This is a genomic window from Mesorhizobium sp. M1A.F.Ca.IN.020.06.1.1, assembly GCF_004023265.1.
GTDB lineage: Bacteria > Pseudomonadota > Alphaproteobacteria > Rhizobiales > Rhizobiaceae > Mesorhizobium.
Map to the genome: position 1 here is coordinate 1 of NZ_RZSR01001706.1, position 563 is coordinate 563.

Genomic DNA, 563 nt, shown 5'->3' on the forward strand with positions numbered 1-563 from the left:
CCACATCGGTCCGCTATATCGCCCTCTCCAAGGTGCTGACGCCCAACAAATTGGCTGAGACGGTTCGTGCCCACTGGACGATCGAGAACCAGTTGCACTGGACCCTTGATGTTGTCTTCCACGAGGATGACGCCCGCACCCGAAATGACAACGCGCCACAAAACCTGGCCGTCATCCGCAGGCTCGCCCAAAACATCTTGGCTGCCCATCCCCTCGACAAACCAATCGCCAGCAAGATGCGCAGGGCCAATTGGAGCAAAGACTTCTTCTATGAACTCTTTACTCATATGCGATAGCCCTGCCCGCAAGGGGGAGATTGGCTGTCATCACGGCTTTCGCTAATCTCCGACATTGCAACAAGGGGCGAGCGGCGCCGCAACTGCTGCCCCCTTGCGGGGGAGATGGCCGGCAGGCCAGAGGGGAGTGCTGTCCCTCCAGCGCCAAAAGGATACCAACCCAATGACCGATCTCCCCCTTCTCTCCGCCGTCGAAGCGCGCGTGCTGGGCTCGCTGATCGAGAAGAAGGAGCTGACGCCGGATGTCTATCCACTGACGCTCAACGG

2 protein-coding genes are annotated in these 563 nt (G+C 59.5%); both read left to right on the plus strand.

Translation table 11 applies throughout. The features are described 5' to 3' along the window. On the plus strand, window positions 1-296 hold a 296-nt coding region (locus EOA60_RS36470), incomplete at its 5' end, for an ISAs1 family transposase (RefSeq protein ID WP_128312804.1). Window positions 297-459: 163 nt separating this feature from the next. Further along, on the plus strand, window positions 460-563 hold a 104-nt coding region (locus EOA60_RS36475; RefSeq protein WP_128312805.1), incomplete at its 3' end, for a DUF480 domain-containing protein.